General features: G+C 39.6%; 13 protein-coding genes and 1 pseudogene. 11 read left to right on the top strand and 3 right to left on the bottom strand.

All coding sequences use genetic code 11. The features are described from left to right. The first annotated feature begins 38 nt into the window (after window positions 1-38). The 3 genes and pseudogenes from ACYVHJ_RS05070 to ACYVHJ_RS05060 all read left to right on the top strand — a co-directional run bounded on the left by ACYVHJ_RS05070 (window position 39) and on the right by ACYVHJ_RS05060 (window position 4,782). Entirely contained in the window at window positions 39-1,199 is a 1,161-nt protein-coding gene (locus ACYVHJ_RS05070) for an MFS transporter (protein WP_460513140.1), read from the top strand. 120 nt (window positions 1,200-1,319) lie between these two features. After that, complete coding sequence (locus tag ACYVHJ_RS05065; RefSeq protein WP_460513138.1) at window positions 1,320-2,012, top strand: adenine nucleotide alpha hydrolase family protein; 693 nt, start codon at window positions 1,320-1,322, stop codon at window positions 2,010-2,012. Between the two features lie 121 nt (window positions 2,013-2,133). Beyond that, window positions 2,134-4,782: pseudogene (locus ACYVHJ_RS05060) on the top strand (DUF7133 domain-containing protein). Between the two features lie 104 nt (window positions 4,783-4,886). Here ACYVHJ_RS05060 and ACYVHJ_RS05055 read toward each other — a convergent pair. Then, on the bottom strand, window positions 4,887-5,984 hold the full coding sequence (locus ACYVHJ_RS05055; protein WP_460513136.1) for an AI-2E family transporter: 1,098 nt from the start codon (window positions 5,982-5,984) through the stop codon (window positions 4,887-4,889). A 305-nt stretch (window positions 5,985-6,289) separates the two neighbouring features. Here ACYVHJ_RS05055 and ACYVHJ_RS05050 point away from each other — a divergent pair, with 305 nt between their 5' ends. The 3 genes from ACYVHJ_RS05050 to ACYVHJ_RS05040 all read left to right on the top strand — a co-directional run bounded on the left by ACYVHJ_RS05050 (window position 6,290) and on the right by ACYVHJ_RS05040 (window position 9,483). Then, entirely contained in the window at window positions 6,290-7,669 is a 1,380-nt protein-coding gene (locus tag ACYVHJ_RS05050) for an MBOAT family O-acyltransferase (protein ID WP_460513134.1), read from the top strand. 3 nt (window positions 7,670-7,672) lie between these two features. Next, window positions 7,673-8,623, top strand: coding sequence for a hypothetical protein (locus tag ACYVHJ_RS05045; RefSeq protein WP_460513132.1), 951 nt, complete (start codon window positions 7,673-7,675; stop codon window positions 8,621-8,623). A 131-nt stretch (window positions 8,624-8,754) separates the two neighbouring features. Further along, window positions 8,755-9,483: a DUF4197 domain-containing protein gene (locus ACYVHJ_RS05040; RefSeq protein ID WP_460513130.1), complete on the top strand. Its 729-nt coding sequence runs from the start codon at window positions 8,755-8,757 to the stop codon at window positions 9,481-9,483. Window positions 9,484-9,547: 64 nt separating this feature from the next. Here the strand turns inward: ACYVHJ_RS05040 and ACYVHJ_RS05035 are convergent, their stop codons facing one another. Both ACYVHJ_RS05035 and ACYVHJ_RS05030 read right to left on the bottom strand, forming a co-directional pair. Then, a complete protein-coding gene (locus ACYVHJ_RS05035; protein ID WP_460513128.1) occupies window positions 9,548-9,967 on the bottom strand; it encodes a hypothetical protein in 420 nt (139 codons plus the stop codon). 499 nt (window positions 9,968-10,466) lie between these two features. Beyond that, window positions 10,467-11,132, bottom strand: coding sequence for a hypothetical protein (locus tag ACYVHJ_RS05030; protein WP_460513126.1), 666 nt, complete (start codon window positions 11,130-11,132; stop codon window positions 10,467-10,469). A 618-nt stretch (window positions 11,133-11,750) separates the two neighbouring features. On the opposite strand from ACYVHJ_RS05030, the gene ACYVHJ_RS05025 reads away from it, so the two are divergent. The 5 genes from ACYVHJ_RS05025 to ACYVHJ_RS05005 are packed head-to-tail and all read left to right on the top strand — an operon-like array spanning window position 11,751 to window position 19,952. After that, a complete protein-coding gene (locus ACYVHJ_RS05025) occupies window positions 11,751-13,334 on the top strand; it encodes a type I restriction-modification system subunit M (RefSeq protein ID WP_460513124.1) in 1,584 nt (527 codons plus the stop codon). Next, window positions 13,331-14,542, top strand: coding sequence for a restriction endonuclease subunit S (locus tag ACYVHJ_RS05020; protein WP_460513122.1), 1,212 nt, complete (start codon window positions 13,331-13,333; stop codon window positions 14,540-14,542). The genes ACYVHJ_RS05025 and ACYVHJ_RS05020 overlap by 4 nt, the downstream gene beginning before the upstream one ends. An 11-nt stretch (window positions 14,543-14,553) precedes the next feature. Next, entirely contained in the window at window positions 14,554-16,350 is a 1,797-nt protein-coding gene (locus ACYVHJ_RS05015) for a GmrSD restriction endonuclease domain-containing protein (RefSeq protein ID WP_460513120.1), read from the top strand. Further along, a complete protein-coding gene (locus ACYVHJ_RS05010) occupies window positions 16,351-19,782 on the top strand; it encodes a DEAD/DEAH box helicase family protein (RefSeq protein ID WP_460513117.1) in 3,432 nt (1,143 codons plus the stop codon). After that, window positions 19,779-19,952, top strand: a complete 174-nt coding sequence (locus ACYVHJ_RS05005; protein WP_460513115.1) for a hypothetical protein — start codon at window positions 19,779-19,781, stop codon at window positions 19,950-19,952. Before ACYVHJ_RS05010 ends, ACYVHJ_RS05005 begins: the two co-directional genes overlap by 4 nt. Window positions 19,953-19,958: the final 6 nt, after the last annotated feature.

Below are 19,958 nucleotides of genomic sequence, written 5' to 3'. Positions count from 1 at the left end.
GGCTTACTGTCTTACCTTTGTGAATTATTAAAAAATCAATGGTGCAATTAAAAACAAGAAGGATTTCAGCAGGTGCTTTCTTTTTCCTTACAGGATTGTGTTTTTCCTCATGGGCTTCTAGAATCCCTGATTTTCAACAAAAGTTTATGTTAAGTGAAGGGCAATTAGGCTCTGTCCTGTTAGGTCTTCCTTTAGGCTCATTACTTGCTTTACCTCTAGCTACCTGGGCTGTGATTAAATTTGGGAGCAAGCTGGTGATAATGGTGGGCCTTTCACTGTATATATTGGTACTGGTAGGTATAGGGGTTTCTATGGATGCCTTTTTTTTAACCGTCATGGTCTTCATCTTTGGTATGTTGGGTAATATGATGAATATTTCCTTAAATACACAGGCTTTAAACCTTGAGAAAGATTATGGGAGAAATATTTTAGGTTCTTTGCATGGCTTGTGGAGTTTGGCTGGTTTTGCCGGGGCAGGAGTTGGAGGGCTCATGGTTTATTTGTCATTATCTCCTTTTCATCATTATTCTATTATATTTTTGCTTGGAATCGTAGTTGTTTTTTCCTTCAGAAAAGGATTTGTTCAGGAAATAGATGATAAATCAAGCTCCGTTAAGGGAATGGTTTGGAAAAAACCAGATCAAACTTTAGTAAAATTGGGAATGATTGGTTTTTGTGGGATGATGTGTGAAGGGTGCATGTTTGATTGGTCCGGTGTATACATGAATAAAGTGGTGCTAGCACCTGCTTACTTGGTCCCCACAGGATATATATCCTATATGGGGGCCATGGCCTTAGGTAGGTTTGCTGCAGATAAATTGTCGCATCGATTTGGTATGATGAATGTCCTAATGGGTTCCGGCCTTTTGATTTTTACAGGGTTAATTTTGTCAATTGCTTTTGCGCAGGTTGGAGTAGTTATTGTTGGGTTTTTGATGGTTGGTTTAGGTACTGCTGCCATTGTGCCGTTGTGTTTTAGCCTTGCTGCAAACGCAACTTCTCTTCCTACTGGAATGGCCATTGCTATGGTTTCTACCATTTCCTTTTTTGGGTTCTTGCTAGGCCCTCCCTTAATAGGGTTTATTGCAGAATGGACAGACTTGAAAATGTCTTTTGCCTTGATGGCTTTCGTTGGCTTAATGGTCACCTTTCTTGTATGGGTAAGTAAAAAAAGTTTTGCTTTAAAGATTGCCTCTTAGTGCTTTTTCGCATAAAAAAGTAAGGGTATTGTTTTTTAGATATTAATCACTATTTTTACGAAAATTTAATACCATACCAAATTGGTAGGTTTTGTAGAATAATAAATAAAAGCATCTGGTATGCAGGAGTCCACTATATCAAAAAAAGTTTATTCTAAGGAAGAAATTAAATCTCTGAATGATAAATACAGAGATTTATCAGTAGAAGAACGTGTTAAGCAGTTGTATAAGGATTTTGACCCCAAGGATGTGATGCTCACAAGTTCCTTTGCGGCAACTTCTGCTTTATTGTTAAGTGTATTCTCCAAAAGCAATTCAGCGCAAAAAATATATTTTATTGATACAGGGTATCATTTTCCTGAAACTTTGGAATACCGGGAAAAGTTGACAGAATTATATGGATTGAATGTAGAATCTGTCAGTGCAGGAAAAGAAGACCATGCATTTACCAGTAAAAATCAGACGTGGAAAACTGACCCTGAATTATGTTGTTCTATTAATAAAGTGAAGCCCCTTGAGTTAATCAAGCAACGGTTTTCTGTTTGGGTTTCAGGTCTAATGAGTTGGCAAAGTGATCACAGGGCTACTTTGGATATCTTTGAAGATCGTGGAGGGATTCTAAAGTTTTACCCTTTACTGGATGTGACCGAGGAAGAAAGAGATGATTATATCAATAAACATAAATTACCTTTTCATCCCCTAATCGCATTTGGCTACCACTCCATTGGGTGTAAACATTGCACAGTTCCCGGAGAAGATAGAAGTGGAAGGTGGAACAATAGCCCGAAGACTGAGTGCGGTTTGCACCTTTAATCAATCCATCCAACCTAGCTGATCGATAAATTTAAATGTGTTTTTAACACAAAGCCCATCCATTCTATTGGATGGGTTTTGCTTTTTATATAATTTTACTTTTTCTACTAAATCTAACCCAATGAAAAAAAACCTGTTATTAATACCATTAATCCTTGCTTTTTTAGCCTGTAAGCCTGAAAAAAAGGTTGAAATTATTGAGTCTCAAACTTCACCCTCGCTAGACTCACTGAGCCAATCCTTGGAATGGCCTGAGGACTTAGCAGTTCAGGCTTTTTCAGGGCCGGACATAACACCAAGCCCTGCATGTCTTGCAGTTTCGCCTTACGGAGAGGTTTATGTAGGTGTAGATGCCATAGGTTCCCTAGGGAAAACGCCAGGTAAAGGAAGGATAGTCAAATTAATAGACCATGACAATGATGGACAAGCAGATTCCCATACCGTTTTTGCTGAGGTGGATAATCCCAGAGGAATAATCTCTTTAGGAGATAAATTGTATGTTTTGCATACTGTGTTTTCTGAGGCCGACAGTTTGGCCACCGGTATGGATCTTGTTGTTTTTGAGGATAAGGATGGAAATGGTGTCGCAGATGGCCCTTCTCAGCCTTTAATCCAGCATATCAGCTCACCTAAATTCCTTCAGAGTAGAGGAACGGATCATGCCACGAATGGGATTCGTTTAGGGATAGATGGCTGGATATATATAGCAGTTGGGGATTTTGGATTTCACGGTGCAGTAGATAGAGACGGCACTGAATTGACCATGCTCGGAGGAGGGATCCTCAGGGTACGTCCGGATGGTACTGAAATGGAAATATATACACATGGACTTAGAAATATTTATGATGTTGCCATCGATCCTTACATGAATATGTTTACACGTGGTAATACCAATGATGGTGGAGGCTGGAACATACGTTTTATCCATCAGATCCAGTCCGGTGAATATGGTTACCCGGTATTGTTTAAAAACTTCACAGAAGAAATTATTCCCGCATTAATTGATGTAGGAGGTGGCTCAGGAACCGGTTCTTTGTACTTACAAGACGACCGATGGCCCGCCCAATATGACAACAATCCATTGATGGCGGATTGGGGCAGAAGTCAAGTGTTTATACACAAAGTGACAGAAGATGGTCCATCTTATGTTCAAGAAGAAACGCCGTTTTTTAAACTCCCTCAGGTCACCGATTTAGACATAGATGGTTCCGGAAGAATGTTTATGGCTGCTTGGGATGGAGCCGGATATTCGGGAAATGAAAATAAAGGTTATGTCGTAAGAATTGTTCCAAAGGTTTTGGAATACAGTGAAATGCCTGACCTTTCTTCAGCTGATATTGATGACCTGGTGGATTTGTTATTGGAAAATAGCGCTACCATTAGAATTTATGCCCAGCAAGAGTTAATCAAAAGAGGTAGCCAAGATGCAGCTTCTGAAGCCTGGGATTTAGTTACTGATGCTGATGCACCGGATTATTCGAGAGTAGCAGCCATGTATGCCTATAGTCAAATTCTCGGAGAAGAGGCAGTTCCTCAATTATTGGAATTGATGAATGACTCAGCCATTAAAGAGTACGTTATACGGGCAATCACTGACCGAAAAGCATTTTTAAGTAGTTTGTCCATCGCCCCATTTGTTGAGGCTTTGAATGAGCCTTCAGTAAGGGTAAAAGCTGCTGCACTTATCGCTTTGGGTAGGATAGGAGACAAAGCTGCCATTCCTCATTTATTGAAAACTGAAGTACCTGATTCATTTCGAGCACCGGCATTCGGCGAAGAGGGACCACATGCCACACCGAACTCGGAAATTATTTTACCTCACTTGGCGGTGAGAGCCTTAGTAGCCTTAGATGCTGATAAGGAGAGTTTGAATGCTGTGGGTACAGAGAATTCAAAATTAGGCCTTTGGGCCTTGCGCTATATGCACTCCAATGCTGCAATAGAAGGGCTGATTGCCAAATATAATGGTGCCGGAACAGAAGATCTAGAGTTAAAACAAGGTATCCTAACCACATTGGCGAGACTTTATACCAAAGAAGCTCCTTATGATGGTTCTTGGTGGTGGGGCACGAGACCAGATACCCATGGGCCGTATTATAAATCAGTACTATGGTCCTGATCGGCACAAATTAAGGAGCTGTTTGAAAATATTTGGGACAATGGGACCTCAAGCGATCGGGATGTAATTGCAATGCTCAACGAAAAAAACCGAATGGGAATTACAGCATTTGGTGGAGATTTTTCTGTCACAGAAACGATTGAGGAACCAGAAGTTGACTTGGAAAAAATTAAGAATCAAAAAGGCCAGGTGGGAGAATCCTCTATAGAAGATATCCTTTTGGCCATGCAAGAGGTGAAAGGTGACCCAATAAAAGGAAAAGCAATCTTCCAAAAACAAGGATGTAAAGCCTGTCACAGTATATCAGCCGATGAAGCCATGAAAGGGCCTTTTATGGGGCAAATAGGCAGTATTATGAGTAGAGAGCAAATTGCTGAGTCTATTTTAAAACCCAATGCTTCGATATCTCAGGGTTTTGCTACCGTAATGGTAGATACCAAAGACGATAAATCCTATGTTGGATTTGTTACTGCTGAAAGTGCCGAAAGGATAGTGATCCGAAATATTGCCGGACAGGCTTTTACTATTTTGACGGAAAATATTAAAGATAGAAAGGAATTGGAAAATTCTATGATGCCGGAAGGTTTGGCCAATGCATTGTCCTATGAGGAATTTGCTTCTTTGATAACTTACCTTTCTGAACAAAAATAAGCTTTAGCTTTAAAGCTAGGAGAGCCACAAGCAACCCTATCAAAACCTAATATTTCAGGTTTTGATAGGATTGCTATCTTTTCACCCAAATTTTCTGGGCTAGCCTAAAACATTTCTTTCACTTTTTTAAACCAAGAATTGGAATTCTTTTCGTTTTCGTTGAATTGATCGTCGCCAAGTAACATGCCGAAGGGTTTAAGTGGCTCGTAATGATCACAAACAACTTTTAGCATGGCAGCAAAGGGCAAAAATAGTATCATCCCAGCCACGCCCCATACGGATGCTCCAACGATTAAACTTAGAATGGCTGCAAGGGCGTTTATATTCACGCTGTTCCCTACCACTTTAGGACTTAGAAAATTACTTTCTATGACTTGAATAAGCCAGAACATAAGCCCAACGGCTAAAGGTACCCATAGCTCATCTTTAGACATAAAGGCATAAAGTACTGGTATACTTGCGCCGAGGGTGGTTCCTACGTAAGGAATTATGGAAAGAGAGGCTGCTAAAAAACCAAAGAGGAATGGATTGTCAAGGCCTATGATCCATAACCCAATGCTATTGGCAAAGCCTAGAATAAGGATTAAGGTAAGCATTCCTGATAGGTATTTTTGGCCAACGAGCTGGATCTTTTTAAGCATATGAAGGTATTCTGACTCTTTGTCATCAGGAGCAAAACGAGTAAATGCATTTACCAAGCCATCCTTATATATCAAAAATAAAAAGCAGTAAATGATTGTGGTAAACAGGCCTGTAAAAAAGCTAGTGGTACTGCTGAAGGTAGTGCCTATGAGGTCTGTTGCGCCACTTTTAGCCCAAGATTTAGCATCAGATAGAATTTTTTCTTTTTCCAGATTCCCTAGAAAACTTACATTTTCATTTAAATAGACTATAGAATCAGTGAACAAGGTCATCAACTTATCTCTGAAATTGCTCAGCTCATCTGAAAGTGAGATAATCTCTGCAGAAAAGAATGTAAACACTCCAATTATAATCAAGAAAAAAGTGATCAAAACCAAAAATGCCGCTAGAATTAATGGGACACCTTTACGCATCAAAAAGTTATGCAGTGGATGAAGGATAAATGATAGTAATAAGGCAAAGCATAAAGATATTAACACACTCTTGGCCGTAACCATGGCAAACAAAAGGAGAAATACAAAAGCAAGTGCGTAAAAGGATTTTTGGAAGGAGAGTTGCATGGGTATCTTTATTACAATTTTAAGTTAAATAGTTAAAAATTTTAGTGGAAAAAGAGTTTTAAATAGAAGAAGTATATTTTCAGGTATTATGTTTCGTGAAATCATCACATTTCCGTAAATTTACTTTTAGGTAAAATATTAATCAGCATGAAATTTTCTGAAAATTTGAAATCAACCATAGATAGGTTTTCTTTAATTTTTTATAAGAATTAATCAACCTTTTCGATGGGTATTTATTTTCATTTCGCTTATTTGCCTATTAAGGATATGTTAATATTAAATTTTTTAGCTGAACTTAAAATAAAATGTTATTTAATTCTTTTGAATTTCTACTAGGCTTTCTGCCTGTCACCCTTTTAGTTTTTTATTTTTTCGGCCCTAAGCTAAAATCACCTTTCACGGGTATCTGGCTCCTTAGCTGTTCGTTATTTTTCTATGGTTGGTGGAATCCCGCTTACTTGGCGCTGATTCTCTTTTCCATAGGATTCAACTATTTTATCTCCAAAAGAATTTACCCTGGAAAGAAAAAAACACTAGTATTTGGCATAACTGTCAATTTATTAGGCATTGTGTTTTTCAAATACACTGACTTCCTCATTTACAACCTTAATTTTATTCCCGACCTCTCTGTTGGTTATCTAAACCTCGTTCTTCCGCTGGGTATATCCTTTTATACTTTCCAGCAAATTGCCTATTTGGTAGATAGTTATAAAGGAACGCCGAAGGAGAAAAGTTTATTTTCCTACGGGTTATTTGTCTCTTTTTTTCCTCAATTGATAGCCGGGCCTATTGTGCACCATTCTGAAATGATGGGGCAGTTTAGGAAGCCTAATCTTACTAAAATCAATTACGACAACCTGTCCAGAGGTTTGTTTATTTTCATGATGGGGCTGGCAAAGAAGATCGTAATCGCTGACAGCTTTGCTCTTATAGCTAACAAAGGATATGCCAATATTAATTCTTTAGGATCGGCAGAAGCCTGGGCCTCTTCTTTGGCTTATTCCTTACAACTTTATTTTGATTTTAGTGGTTATTCAGCCATGGCCATAGGGCTAGGGCTTTTGTTTAATATTCGGCTTCCTCAAAACTTTAATTCTCCCTACAAATCATTAAGTATTAAGGAGTTTTGGAGGAATTGGCACATGACCTTAAGCCGATTTCTCAGGGATTATGTCTATATCCCTTTGGGAGGAAATAAAAATGGGAATTTGAGAACAAGCATCAACCTGATCATTACTTTTTTGCTTGGAGGTATCTGGCATGGTGCCGGATGGACGTTTATTTTCTGGGGGTTTTTGCATGGAATAGCGCTTGTAATTCACAGAGAGTGGACCAAGTTGGGATTGAACTTACCCAAGGTTTTGGCACTTTTGCTCACCTTTATGTTTGTGAACATCACCTGGGTGTTTTTTAGGGCAGAATCTTGGAATGGCTCCATAGAAATGTTACAGCGCATGTTTTTCAGGATGTCTGGTGAGGAGGGGTTTTACCTCGTAAGTAATTTTTATGACTTACCTGTATGGATAGCCGGTGTGGTATTGCTCTTTATGCCCAATGCCATAGAATTAGGTAGAAGACTGAAGCCTACGTTCACTTATTTAATATTAAATATCTTGTTGTTTTTACTCAATGCGATTTACCTAAACTCCATTGTTAAGAATGACTTTTTGTATTTTGACTTTTAATCTATGGAAAAACAATTCAAGAAATACCTTCAGGTTTTACTCCTTTGTATTGCAGGAGCCATGTTGGGCTTCGGGCTTCTCAATGTGTTTTTGGATGTTTTTGGGTTGTTTGGTTTTAAGAGCAAAGAGCAGGTGCGGGTTTATGGAGAAGAGAGGTTTTCAAAGTACCTGATGACTTTCGAGTTTGTACCACAAAACTTTGAAGGGATGATCTTAGGTCCCTCGCTTTCTGCCAACTTAAACCCCGATCATATTCAGGATAAAAACTATTATAATCTAAGCCTTATGGGGGCAAGAATTAACAATATCTTGTCCTTGGCCAGCAATGTGGTCGATAACAATGGAAACATTGAAGAAGCCATTGTTTGTATCCATCCCTATGTCACCTCAAATGTAGGCATAGATGAGTCAGACTATATGAATCCTGATACCTACTGGAAAGCTTTAGGCTCAGTAAATTTATTAAGAGTGTATGGATTGGCTATTATCCGATATTTCAACCTTTGGCCAAACAAATATCCCAAAAATCAGTATAATACACATGGGAGCAATTCTTTTGAACCACTATTTAAGGTGGAGGATGTGGCCAATAGAATTTTGGAAGAAGTGGACAATGTGAAGGTAAGTGAGTTTGAAATCAGGACTGATCAAAGAAAAGATTTTGAAGAACTATTGAAATTATTGCAAACCAATAACATACGGACTTTCGTTTATTATCACCCGGTACCTTTTCCGATATATAATGCTCACAGAGACAAAATGGATGAATATTGGAAGGATATTCTTTCAAGTGCCAATAGCAATCGAGGGAGCCTGTTGAATTTTTATAATTTCAATAATCCTGAATTCTTTGATTTCTCCAAAGATGTTTCCAATTATATAGACCATGGGCATTTAAGTAAAAAAGGACAAGAAACCTTGATTCAAGAAATAATGACCCGTTGGGAAAATTGAATCTTTGCTTAGCATAGCGGGCAAGGTGTTTAAAGAATTTTTGCCTTAACCAAAATTAACCTCTTTCTTAGGTGCCGGCCTTCAGAATAAGAAGTGTTGTCTATATATTTGAAGATTAAAAAAAATATAAAATGAAATATCTATCTAAAACATTCTTTGCACTATTGGTCTTTTCATTGGTGGGCTGTACAGCAGCAGAAGTCAATAAATTTTTAGCTGCTGCCAGTGAATCAGCACTTACAGAAAATGAAGTTGGCAATGGGCTTAAAGAAGCGCTCATTAAAGGCGTGACCGAAGGAGCTAATTTGGCATCTGCTACAGATGGCTTTTTAAAGAATGACCTGATAAGGATAGCCCTGCCCGAAGATGTGCAACGGGTAGAATCAACATTAAGGAAAATTGGTTTGGGATCTCAAGTAGACCGGGTGATCACCACCATTAACAGAGGTGCCGAAAATGCAGCCAAAGAAGCGAAGCCAATTTTTATTGCAGCCATCAAGCAAATGACCATTACAGATGCCTGGAATATTTTAAGAGGAGAAGATGATGCAGCCACCCAATACCTCCAAAGAACCACTACTGAAGAATTAACGGCTCTATTTCAGCCTCATGTTCAGGAGTCTCTAAATGAAGTAGGCGCTACACGTTATTATGGAGATTTGGTCAATAGATACAATGCTTTCCCTACCACCTCACGCAAGTTAGATCCTGATTTGAATGCTTATGTGACACAAATGGCTATTCAGGGTTTGTTTAAGCTAGTGGCCCAAGAAGAAAAAGCCATTCGAGAAAATCCAGCCGAAAGAACAACGGCATTATTGAAAAGGGTGTTTTCTGCCCAAGATAGTTCTGCAGAATAATTTTAGGATTTCGGAACTTGGGATGGTAAGTGCAGCAATTGCAAAGACTTTTGTAAGAGGCTGATCACTCCTTGCTGTTAAACCTATCGTCCAGAAGTTTTAGCCGGGTCAGGGTTTTGTCACCATATTCATGAATTTTGGATGTAAATGTGATTTTGCCCCAGTCATTTTCAATTTTCTTGATTACCGAAGCATACTGTCTCCCCCCTTCCCAGGCAATTTGAAGTTCACCGCTGCTGCTGTCAAATGACCAATTACCTCTCAATCGTGAATCGGGTTTACCATTGATTAGGGCATATACGGTTCCTTCCGGTTGAAATTGGAAGTCGATATAGCTCCCGTACCTGCTCTGCCAGAAAAATTCCCCTGCAGTCAATTTGGATTCAAAATTATCCAGTTCCTCAGTAGATATCCCCATAGGACCATTGCAGCCCCATGTTGTAAATAATAATAAAAGAAGTGAAAATTGAATTAATGGCTTCATGCTTCATTTTCATTTAATTGATGAGGAATTTAATCCTTTTGCAATATTGAAAGAAAATTACAGAACATCAGTTTTAGGGGGTGAAAATTGATTGGTTTATAATTAGGCAGTACCATGCCCTTAAACACACGGTGTTTATTTGCAGGTTAATAAACCGAAAATTTCGGTAAGGGTGAAAGGGTTGGGCTGTGAAAGATCTAACCATTTTCGATGGAATTGGAATATAGAATATTTATCTGTATCTTTGTGTTAACAGTACACACCACGCTACCCGTAGAACAGCGTCCCAGGGTGTGTCTTTTGCTTTTTAAGGGTTTTATCTTAATTTTTGATCATGTTTGATAAGAGACCCACTACTATCAATGAACAAATTGAAATCCTTAAATTCCGAGGACTAATGATTGAATCTGTGCACTAATTCGGCAGAGGGAGATTTATTAGAAATTCCCAAAAGTAATGGCCGTAATTTTTTTATTAAAATCAACTTTTTAAGATGTAATCAATTAATATATTTTCTCAAATATTCAGAAATACCCTCGAAGTGGATGTAAAATTTATCTAGTAAAGCATTTTCACTGTCATTTATGTCCCTAGGAAGATTTTCAGTTATTTTTAAAAACTGGTCACACCATAGACTGGTAGCTAAAGTTTGTTTATTTGAGGTTTCATTATATAGTTGGACTTGTTTTCGTAATACTGTTTCATATTCCTTAATTACAATTGTAATATTTTCAAGGTATCCATTATACAATTCGTTTAATAAAGGATCTTGCAAAAAACTCACGTAAACCTTGAATCGTCGTGAGAGTTTGGTAATTACTCCTTTTTTCTCTTTAAATCTATTCATAACCCAATAGTTTTTATAAAATGGCATTAAAGTGTCTACCCTTTCATAAATATTGTAGCGATTATTTTTGAATTCTAACTTTTCTTGATCAGACATTTCATTAGAAATTACACTTTCCAAGAACTCCTCCAAGTTTATTAGTATCGTAATAATTTCAAATGCATATCTTTCTTGATTTTCCGCTTTTACTTTAGATTTATGATCGGACAAAAAATTCCTGGCAAACTTATATGAAAGGTAAATAATGATAGTTTGGAGAAAAGCAGCGCCCACCAATACTATATGACTTACGATTTGTATTAATTCCACAAGATCCATTTTTTTTACTTAAATATAGCAACTAACCTTTCCATGGGCAATTTTTAAAGTTGACTTTTTAGTTTAAATAACTTTGTTGTCCCATTTCACCTTTTCTTCAATTTAGAGTCAAGTAGGAGGTTGTGCTTCTCAAATCCTTACCTTAACTTAAATCTACAAATTTCAGGCATATACTTTCGATTTTTGGATTAATTACTCATTGGCAATCAAGAAATAAGAGTTACCCTGGACATGATTTTTATCCCTCTTATATTCCCCATTAAATTCAATTTCAAGAAAGGATGTTTCTGTTTCAATCACTTTTGAAAGGATTGATAACCTATGAAAAAAAAAGTCAATATTGGACATTGGGTTTTCTTAAATTAATGACTACTAATACCTCCGATACCTGTGCTAAATAATTTCTGAAGGCCATATATCCAGATGGTAAATAAAACTTTAATTTCAACTTAGTAAATTATTCTTTAGTTTTAGGTGGTTGAAGGTTTTGGCTGGGCTAATGCTATTGCATTTTGCTATCTTCACCACCTTCAATTCGATTTTGTTAACTTAATACTTTTCATTGGGCTTGATTTTTATTGTAAAAATTACAACTGAATCAGGCCTTAAATACACCAAATGATCACCGGAGAATTAAAATCACAAGTAGATAAAATATGGAACTCCTTCTGGACGGGAGGAGTGGCCAACCCATTGACTGTCATCGAACAATTGACTTACCTCATCTTTATCCGTAGGCTGGATGAGATGGAAACACTGGAGGAGAAAAAGGCCAATCAGATGGGAATAGATAAAAAGCTGGAGTTTTTCTCAGCTGATCAACAGGATTTCCGATGGAGCCATTTCAAAGACAAGGATCCTGAAACCATGTTCAACCTGTTCACGCGTCCGGATGCCAATGGCTTGACGGTCTTTGAACACATGAAACAAATGGATAAAAAGGCCGGTGCTTTTGCGGAGTTTATGAAAGGGGCCACTTTTATGATCCCTACAGCCCGCTTACTGGACCAAGTGGTGCAGATGATTGATAAAATCAACATGCAGGACAGAGACACCAAGGGAGACCTTTACGAGTACCTACTTTCTAAAATTGCCACGGCTGGTACCAACGGACAGTTCCGTACGCCACGACATATTATCCGCATGATGGTGGACATGATGCAGCCACAAAGGGAAGATACGATCTGTGATCCTTCATCGGGCACTGCCGGGTTCTTGGTGTCGGCAGCAGAGTACTTGTATGAAAATCATGACGATTGGTTTCTGGATGCGGGTTTTCGCAAGCATTTTCACAATCAAATGTTTACCGGAGTGGAGTTTGATGCCACCATGCTTCGTATCGGGGCCATGAACCTGCAACTGCATGGCATCGAAAGCCCAAACCTTATAGGCAAGGATGCACTAAGTGAGGCCAATGAGGACCAGACAAATCTATATTCCTTGATCTTAGCCAATCCACCCTTTAAGGGAAGCTTGGACTATGATGTGGTGGAAAGTTCTCTGCTAAGCACCACCAAAACCAAAAAGACCGAATTACTTTTTATCTCCCTGATCTTGCGGATGCTTAAGGTAGGTGGGAGAGCAGCGGTGATTGTACCGGATGGCGTACTTTTCGGCTCTTCCAAGGCCCACAAGGAATTGCGCAAAACCCTGGTCGAAGACCAAAAACTCGATGCCATAATCTCCATGCCTTCAGGTGTGTTTAAGCCTTACGCAGGAGTAAGTACAGCCGTATTGGTATTTACTAAGACCAATAGTGGAGGTACGGATCAGGTATGGTTTTATGACATGCAAGCCGATGGTTTTAGCTTAGATGACAAGCGATCACCGCTGCTAAGCAAAAATGAAACAGTAGAAGAAGAAATAGCCGCAGTGCTAGGTTTAGGGATAGCAGCGGAAGAAAAAGTGCCCTATGGACTGAAGTCTACTGAGGAAGCACATAGCAAAAACAATATCCCTGATATCCAAAACCGCTGGCAAAATCGAAAGAAGGAAACCAGCCGATCCCGTACTGAGCAAAGTTTCTTGGTACCCAAGGCAGAAATAGCTGATAACGACTATGACTTGAGTATTAATCGCTATAAAGAAATTGTCTACGAGGAGGTAGAATATGAAAAGCCGGAGGTGATTATTGGGGAGATGGAGAAGCTTGACGAGGAGAGGGGTATCCTATTGGATAAATTAAAGGAGTTATTACGATGAAAAAAACTCTTGGTGAAATCTCTTTAAATAAGGGAGAATACGGTGGAGGCTTTTCTGCCATTGATTTTACAGTTGATAAGCCTCGCTATATTCGTATAACTGATATTAAAGACAATGGGACATTAAATAATGAGGTGAAAGCGCCATCTGGGACAAAATCTGAATGGGAAAAGTACTCTCTCCAAGATGGAGATTTATTGTTCGCTCGATCTGGCGCAACTGTTGGCAAAACGTTTTTATATGACAGTAGTTATGGAAATTGCGTTTATGCAGGGTATCTTATCCGGTTTAGGATAAATCAGTCTATTGCTAATCCAAAATATGTTTATTACTTCACTAAATCTGCGGGGTATAACTCTTGGGTTATCAGTAAACAAAATGTTGTTGCCCAACCAAATATTAATGCAAAGCAATATGGAATAGAGCTTCAGATCCCCCTCCCTCCCTTAGTGACGCAAAAGAAGATAGCGGCCATTTTGGATGCAGCGGATGCCCACCGCCAAAAAACCAAACAGCTTCTCGCCAAATACGATGAACTCGCCCAAAGCATCTTTCTGGATATGTTTGGGGATCCGGTGACCAATCCGAAGGGCTGGGAGGTGAAGAAAATGAAGGATATAACCTCGAAAATAATGAGCGGAAATACTCCGAAAGGAGGTAAGGAAGTGTATGTAGAAAAAGGAATTCTTTTTCTAAGAAGTCAAAATGTCTGGAGGAATAAGTTGATTCTTGAAGATGTTGCATATATAGATGAGGAGACACATCAAAAGATGAAACGAAGTAGTTTAAAGAAGGGAGATATTCTAATGACCAAAACTGGTAGGTTCAATACAGAGAATAGTAGTTTAGGTAGAGCAGCAATGTTCAGAGGAGAAGATAATTCCGCAAATGTAAATGGGCACGTTTATTTCATGAGACCAAAAACAAGTGTTAATGGTGATTTTGTCCTTTATATTCTAACGACTATTCAATACCGAGAATATATAAGGAGAATTTGTGTTGGTGGAATTGATAAAAGGCAGCTAAATAAAGATCATCTAGAAGATTTCCCCATTATTTATCCAAACCGAGAACTACAAGACTCATTTACAGAAAAGCTTAAACTGATAAATCAGCAAAAAGAACTTCTTGGAAAAGAAAGTATACGCTCCAATCATTTATTCAATAGCCTATTACAAAAGGCATTTAAAGGAGAGCTAGTGAAATAAACCAGTAAACAATGGAAACCCAAAAATACAATCTTCAACAACCACAAATAGGAACACTTCTGGCTTGGATAGACTCAAAAGACATTGCCATTCCGGAAATACAGCGGCCTTTTGTATGGGATGCGACCAAGGTGAGAAACTTGCTGGATAGCATTTACAAGGGTTTCCCTATTGGCTATATCATTACCTGGCTTAACCCGAATGTAAGACTTAAAGATGGCTCTACTTCTGTTGGGAAAAAGGTGTTGATAGATGGACAGCAGCGCATAACAGCCCTTACAGCCGCTCTTAAAGGACAAGAAGTGGTGACCAAGGAGTTTAAAAAAGTTCGTATTAAAATTGCTTTCAACCCCATTGAAGAAAGATTTGAGGTACTTACCCCGGTACTCAGTAAGGAGCCAAAGTGGATTTCGGATATATCGAATTTATTTACAGGACCTGGTAATCAGTATACTTTTATCAATGACTACCTTACTAAAAATCAACCGGAAAATCCTGACCAGGTAGCAGCCAATATTGGCAAGCTGGCGGGCTTGGTTTCCATGACTATCGGGATGATTGACCTGGCCCCGGAGCTAGACATTGAAACAGTCACAGAAATCTTTATCCGAATAAACAGTGCCGGAGTAGAACTAAGTCAGGCAGATTTTGCAATGTCAAAGATTGCGGCTTCGGAGGAGTATGGAGGTCAACTATTGCGTAAAGCCATTGATTATTTCTCTCACCTGGCTGTTGCTCCTGAGTTTTATCCCTTCATAAGGGAAAATGATCAGGAGTTTACAAAAACAGCGTTTTTTAAAAAGATGGAGTGGCTCAAATCTGAAAAAGAAGACTTGTACGACCCCACTTATACAGATGTGCTAAGGGTGGCTTTTACCAAAGAGTTCCAGAGAGGTAAACTTTCAGATTTGGTGGCTTTGCTAAGCGGTAGAAATTTTGAAACCAGAAAGTTCGAAGCAGAAATAGCAGAAAATTCCTTTGGAAAGCTGAAAAAGGGAGTCATTGATTTTATGAATGAAACCAGTTTCAAGCGCTTTCTGATGGCTATACGCTCAGCAGGCTTTGTCACGGCCTCCATGATTCGCTCCCAAAATGCAGTTAATTTCGCCTATATCGTTTACCTTACACTTAAGGAGCAAGGGGAAAAACCGGAGAATATTGAGCACTTGGTTCGAAGGTGGTACGTAATGTCTGTATTGACTGGTAGGTATTCCAGTTCCCCCGAATCACAATTTGATTTAGACATCAGGCGAATTGGGGAAAGCTCGGTAGAAGAGAGACTTCGCGATATAGAAGCAGGGGAATTGTCAGCTGCTTTTTGGGAGGCTTCACTTATTCAGAGTATGAATACTTCTGTGGCATCGAATCCTATTTTCAAGGTATATCTGGCTGCTCAAGTGAAGGCTGGGGATCGGGGTTTTCTTTCAAGAGATATCACGGTTCAGGATTTGTTACTATTTAGAGGAGATGTGCACCATGTATTTCCTCGCAATTACCTTAAAAAAGAAGGCCTGTCAAGAGGTAGGTATAATCAGATTGCTAATTATGTTTATATGCAGCAAGACATCAATATTCAAGTAAGTAATCGGAAACCCAGTATTTATTTTAACGAAGTATTAGAACAATGCAAGACAGGTATCACCAAATATGGAGGGATTACCAATGAATTTGAGCTGATGGAAAACCTCCATCAAAATTGTGTACCGGAAACCATCTTCACCATGGATGTTACAAATTATGATGAATTTTTGATAGCGCGCAGGTCATTGATGGCGCAGAAAATTAAAGGTTATTTCGAAAGCTTATAAATGAGTAACTTCCAGTTTATAGCGTCCGAGTTTCCAGCCATAGCCGAGAAGGCCCGGAAGGCAGAGCATTTTGCCCTGACCAGCCCGGTAGAATCTTGTTTTAATGCAAGGGCAGCATTGGAATTGGGGGTAAACTGGATGTATGAAAATGATGCAGAGCTCCATTGGCCCTTTGATAAAAACTTGTCAAGTTTAATGTTTGAGCCAAGCTTTAGGGAGATTTTTCATCCTTATGGTAACCTTATAAGAGAGCTTCATCTGATCAGGAAAATTGGTAATAGCGCCGTTCACAATGAGAAAATAAAGGCTGAAAATGCGGTGCATTTATTGAAATGCTTGTTTCGCTATTCAGCCTTTATGGTGGCTGCCTATGCGGATGAAGAGATTAAGATTCCGGAATTTAATGATGCCCTGATTCCTACAGGGGACGAGCTAAAGAAAACCAAGAAAGAAGTAGCCCTGCTCCGAGAAAAACTTATAGAGCTGGAGGAATTGCGTGAAAGGGAACGCCTTGCACTCGAAGAAAAAGAGGCGGCCAATGAACTGTTAAGAATCAATCATCAAAAGCATCAGCAACAGCTCAGTGAACTCAGAAAGGCCAGGGAACAGAAATCCATTCCGGAGGCCATGCCTACAAGCCCCTCTGAAGCTTTTACGCGCCAGCAATACGTAGATTATGCCTTAAGAGATGCCGGATGGAAGGTCCTGAGAAACGGCTATGAATTGGAGTATGAAGTGACCGGCATGCCTCTGTCCACCAATCCTACAGGTGTCGGCTTTGTAGATTATGTACTATGGAGTGACAATGGCTTGCCTCTTGCGGTAATCGAGGCAAAGAAAACAACGTTTAGCGCCAAAAAGGGCAGGCATCAAGCCACGCTTTATGCAGATTGCTTGGAAAAGAAATTTAAACAACGACCGCTAATCTATTATACCAATGGCTTTGATTTTTACCTCTGGGATGATCAGTTTGCTCCCGATAGAAAAGTCAGCGGCTTTATGACCAAAGATCAATTGGAATTGGCCATTAGAAGGCGTGTGGAGCGGTTTGATCTCAGGGGGTTTAAAATAAACCCTGACATCACCGGTCGACCCTATCAGGCCGAAGCCATACAGCGGGTGGCAGAAAATCTTTCCGTAATCAAAGATGGTAAATTAAAGCAAAGGCATAGAAAAAGCCTGTTGATAATGGCTACGGGAAGTGGTAAAACTCGGACAGCTGCCTCCATAGTAGACATGATGGTAAAGTGCAATTGGGCCAAAAGGGTGCTTTTTTTAGCCGATAGAAATGCCCTGGTTACCCAGGCAAAAAACGCTTTTACCGAACACCTGCCTGACCTGACAAGTATCGACCTGACCAAAGAGAACGAAAACGATGCCACCAGGTTGGTTTTCTCTACCTATCCCACCATGATCAACCAAATCGATAAAGCCAAAGACGGCGAAGGAAGGTTTTATGGGGTGGGGCATTTTGATTTGATCATTATTGATGAAGCCCATCGATCAGTTTACCAAAAGTACCGAGCCATTTTCCAATATTTTGATGCTTTTTTGTTGGGCTTGACGGCCACACCCAAAAAAGATGTGGACCACAATACTTATGAGCTTTTTGATATTGAAGACGAGGATCCAACCTTTGCCTATGAGTTGAAGGAGGCTGTTAATGATGGTTTTTTGGTTCCACCAAAAGCGATCAGCGTACCGCTAAAATTTATGCGGGAAGGGATCAAATATGCAGAGCTGTCCGCAGAGGATAAGAAGGAGTATGAGGAGATGTTTGGTGATCCAAGCAATGAAGAAGCAGAACCGGGGATAGACAAAAGCCAATTGTACAAATGGTTGTTTAATTCCAATACGGTGGATCAGGTGCTTTCTCATTTGATGACTTCCGGAATTAAAGTAGATGGCGGGGATAAAATTGGAAAGACCATCATCTTTGCCAAGAATCACCAGCACGCAATTTATATAGAGGAGCGTTTCAATAAGAATTACCCTGAATATTCAGGAAAGTTTTGCAGGGTGATTGACAACCAAACTGAAAAAGCCCAGGATCTTCTCGAGCGATTTGTGCTTAACAAGGAAGTGAAAGAGCCGCAAATAGCCATTTCTGTAGACATGATGGATACAGGGGTAGATGCGCCACGAGTGGTGAATTTGGTGTTTTTTAAGCCTGTCAGGTCAGTAGTGAAGTTTTGGCAGATGATAGGGCGTGGGACCCGATTGAGACCCAATTTATTTGGCCCGGAGAAGGATAAAGAAAGTTTTTTAATATTTGATTATTGCGAGAATTTCGAGTTTTTTGAAGTCAACCCGGAGGCGAGTGGAGGATCGGTTGGTCTTTCTTTGACCCAGCAAGCCTTTCAGCTGAGGCTGGACCTGGCGCTTGCGCTTCGCCAGTCCACTAGTAAACCCGAAAATGATTTTGCAGAAACCTTAATCGATTTGCTTCATTCCCAGGTGGTCGCATTGAATGACAATAATTTTGTAGTCAGGCATCACCTGGAGTATGTAGAGAAATACAGGAAAAAGAAAGAATGGATGGATATTGGTCCTTCCAAATTACAAGAAATAGCAGAGCATATTGTCCCCTTGCTTAGTCCGGACGAAAGCGATCACGTGGCTGCCCGAGGATTTGATGTGTTGATGCTCAATTATGAGCTGGCACTTAAAGGTGGAAGAGTCACTGCTAAATATGAGAACCGACTCACTACAGCCTGCCGGGTATTGGAAAAGAAGGGGAATATACCCTTAGTGGAAGCCGGAATGCCTACCATTAAAAAGGTGCTGATGGAAGGCTACCTGCAGCAGGCAAATGTAGTTAATTTGGATGAAGTGCGGGTGGCAATACGTGAGTTAATGCAGTTTATGGATGAAATAGATCAACCTATCATCGAGACGCATTTTCAGGACTACCTGGATCTCTCCAAAATAGAAGAAAGGGATATTGTCCGGGACAGTACGCTTGAACCCTACAGAAGGAGAGTGGAGCGTTATTTGGAAGCGCACAAGGATCATTTGGTAATTAGTAAAATCAAAAATAACCAGCCCATCACAGCAGCAGAACTTGCTCAACTCCAGGCTATCTTTTTCAATGCCGAAGAGGTAGGTTCCAGAGAGGAATTTGAAAAGGAGGGCAAAGGGAAAACTTTGGCTTATTTTATAAGAGAGTTGATAGGTTTAGATAAAGAAGCGGTACAAGCTGCTTTCGCAGAATTTATTCAGCAACACAACCTTAATGCCGCACAGATCAAATTTTTAGATTTGATCATTGGGTATTTGACTCAGAATGGGGTGATTGACAAAAGAGCCCTGTTTGAATCCCCTTTCAAAGATATAAATGATAGCGGCCCTTTTGGCTTGTTTGATGATGCACAGGTTACCAAGATTATCAGTATTTTGGACAGGATCAATGGGAATGTGGATGCGGGGTGAGAGTTCTTGGTAAAACCAACCTGGATATCTTCTGGCTGAAAGATAATAGGTTAGCAGACCTAAATAATCTTCCTGATTCTGATGTGCTGGCAGTTAAAATTCTAGAAGATGTGGAGGCAGCATTGGATGGGTTTAGGGGGATTTTTTGGATATTGGAAATTAAAGAATAATAATAG

The sequence above is a fragment of the Cyclobacterium sediminis genome (assembly GCF_054781075.1).
This window is presented reverse-complemented; position numbering and strand designations above follow the sequence as displayed.

Excerpts from the sequence above, each read along its gene's own strand:
- ACYVHJ_RS05070 (WP_460513140.1), top strand. The coding sequence starts at position 39 with ATGGTGCAATTAAAAACAAGAAGGATTTCAGCAGGTGCTTTCTTTTTC.
- ACYVHJ_RS05025 (WP_460513124.1), top strand. The coding sequence starts at position 11,751 with ATGATCACCGGAGAATTAAAATCACAAGTAGATAAAATATGGAACTCC.
- ACYVHJ_RS05010 (WP_460513117.1), top strand. The coding sequence starts at position 16,351 with ATGAGTAACTTCCAGTTTATAGCGTCCGAGTTTCCAGCCATAGCCGAG.
- ACYVHJ_RS05055 (WP_460513136.1), bottom strand. The coding sequence starts at position 5,984 with ATGCAACTCTCCTTCCAAAAATCCTTTTACGCACTTGCTTTTGTATTT.
- ACYVHJ_RS05030 (WP_460513126.1), bottom strand. The coding sequence starts at position 11,132 with ATGGATCTTGTGGAATTAATACAAATCGTAAGTCATATAGTATTGGTG.
- ACYVHJ_RS05035 (WP_460513128.1), bottom strand. The coding sequence starts at position 9,967 with ATGAAGCCATTAATTCAATTTTCACTTCTTTTATTATTATTTACAACA.
- ACYVHJ_RS05020 (WP_460513122.1), top strand. The coding sequence starts at position 13,331 with ATGAAAAAAACTCTTGGTGAAATCTCTTTAAATAAGGGAGAATACGGT.
- ACYVHJ_RS05050 (WP_460513134.1), top strand. The coding sequence starts at position 6,290 with ATGTTATTTAATTCTTTTGAATTTCTACTAGGCTTTCTGCCTGTCACC.
- ACYVHJ_RS05065 (WP_460513138.1), top strand. The coding sequence starts at position 1,320 with ATGCAGGAGTCCACTATATCAAAAAAAGTTTATTCTAAGGAAGAAATT.
- ACYVHJ_RS05015 (WP_460513120.1), top strand. The coding sequence starts at position 14,554 with ATGGAAACCCAAAAATACAATCTTCAACAACCACAAATAGGAACACTT.
- ACYVHJ_RS05040 (WP_460513130.1), top strand. The coding sequence starts at position 8,755 with ATGAAATATCTATCTAAAACATTCTTTGCACTATTGGTCTTTTCATTG.
- ACYVHJ_RS05045 (WP_460513132.1), top strand. The coding sequence starts at position 7,673 with ATGGAAAAACAATTCAAGAAATACCTTCAGGTTTTACTCCTTTGTATT.